3 pseudogenes are annotated in these 1,565 nt (G+C 42.0%); 2 read left to right on the top strand and 1 reads right to left on the bottom strand.

Annotated features, from left to right (window positions below):
- Positions 1-302 precede the first annotated feature (302 nt).
- Positions 303-773 (top strand): annotated as a pseudogene (locus V7K69_RS24480) (DUF4082 domain-containing protein); the annotation flags it as partial.
- 102 nt (positions 774-875) lie between these two features.
- A pseudogene (locus V7K69_RS33030) lies at positions 876-968 on the top strand (PEP-CTERM sorting domain-containing protein); the annotation flags it as partial.
- Positions 969-1,166: 198 nt separating this feature from the next.
- On the opposite strand, the pseudogene V7K69_RS24475 reads toward V7K69_RS33030, so the two are convergent.
- Positions 1,167-1,565 (bottom strand): annotated as a pseudogene (locus tag V7K69_RS24475) (hypothetical protein); the annotation flags it as partial.

Raw genomic sequence — 1,565 nt, 5'->3', positions numbered from 1 at the left:
CACCTTCTGCACAAGAGTAGATAAGCACTGTCAAGCAGCAATTCAAAATTCAAAATTATTAATTCAAAATTAAAGGCAATTGGAGCTTGAACTCACCACTTTCTTGTTTTCTTGTTGACCGCCAAATCAAACATTGTTGCGGGGGCTTGTACCCACAATAAATAAATAAATAAATAAATAAATAAACTAGCCCTTATTTATATTTTGCGTGAATTTGCTGGAAATTATTGGCATTTTTAGTATAAAAAGTTATATTGCTATGGAGAGTCTCGAATGTTAAAGTTTGTCGGAGAAATAAGATCGTGACAATTGTAAATGTATTAAAAAAGTTATCAATAGCTTCTCCTTTCATCCTGGCAACAGCTTTAGTTTCTGCACCATCTGTATACGCATCTGAAGCGATACAGAGTTTCGCTGGTGGATCTAACTTCCCAGCTTTTAATGGTACAAATCAAACAATTGGTTGGTCATTCACTGCTAATGAAAACCTCTCGGTTACTGCATTAGGTTTTTACGATCCAACTCTTGCGAATCCTCTATCACAATCCCACTTAGTTGGTTTATGGACATCGGACGGGAATTTACTAGCTTCAACAACTGTCCAAACCACCAGTCCACTAACTGGAAGCTTTCGTTACCAGGATATTACGTCAGTCAATCTTCTTGCTGGAATGTCATACGTTATTGGTGCAGCAATAACTAGTCCATTTAGTGATATTTACACTGTTCCCGGATTTGTAAATACGGCTCCAGAAATTACTCTCACCAATAGCGCCAGAAATGGTTCATCCCAAGGCTTTAGTTTTCCTTCAACCCTGACAGCAGGTAACGGTAGGATTGGCCCCAATTTCAAATTTGACGTAGTTACCCAAGCTGTTCCCGAACCCGCCTCCCTGATTGGTATCTTAGGCTTAGGTGCTTTCGGTATCACATCTCTTCGTAAACGTAAGCAATTTGTTACAGAATAAACGAACGGACATTAAATAGGACTTTATGTGCTTCTTTGCCTCTCCCTTGCGCGTGCGCTGGGGGAGGCGCTTCGCGCTCTTGGGTGTAAGTAGTTCGATGGAGTCGGGGCTTACCACCAAATTGAGACAATTTAGTTCAAAGAGTAAGGAATGTGGTTGGCAGGGTAGGGTTCAAATTGTTTGATTTATGCAAGATATCTACTGCTTGGCGTTGGGAGTGGGAACGAGTACCCCATCCACAATCGCAACCCCCCACTGCGGAAACTTCACTAGCAGTTTCTTGATCACAATCTGCAAAGCCGGATCATCATTCCAACACTCTTGCAAAAAGTCAAAACCCGGATTATCGCCCGAATTCGCCGCTCGATTGAGTTTTTCCCTTCTTACAGGTCGCATATTTGACCTTGCCACAATCGCCTCATGCGACCACTTTTCAGGATTTGGCACGGGCGCGGCAGAACTTTCACCCTCATGAACTGCTTTGACTTCTACACCCGAAACCGAATTTTCTCCTGACAACAAAGCTGAATTTCCCTGTTCTAGAAGCTCTGGTGTTTGATTAGCGATCGCAGAATTTAAAGATTTCTCATTTTGAGC

Origin of the sequence: Nostoc sp. (assembly GCF_036917775.1) — a bacterium.
Taxonomy (GTDB): domain Bacteria; phylum Cyanobacteriota; class Cyanobacteriia; order Cyanobacteriales; family Nostocaceae; genus Nostoc.
The sequence above is the reverse complement of the archived record's forward strand: the minus strand, read 5'-3'. Positions and strand labels throughout refer to the sequence as shown.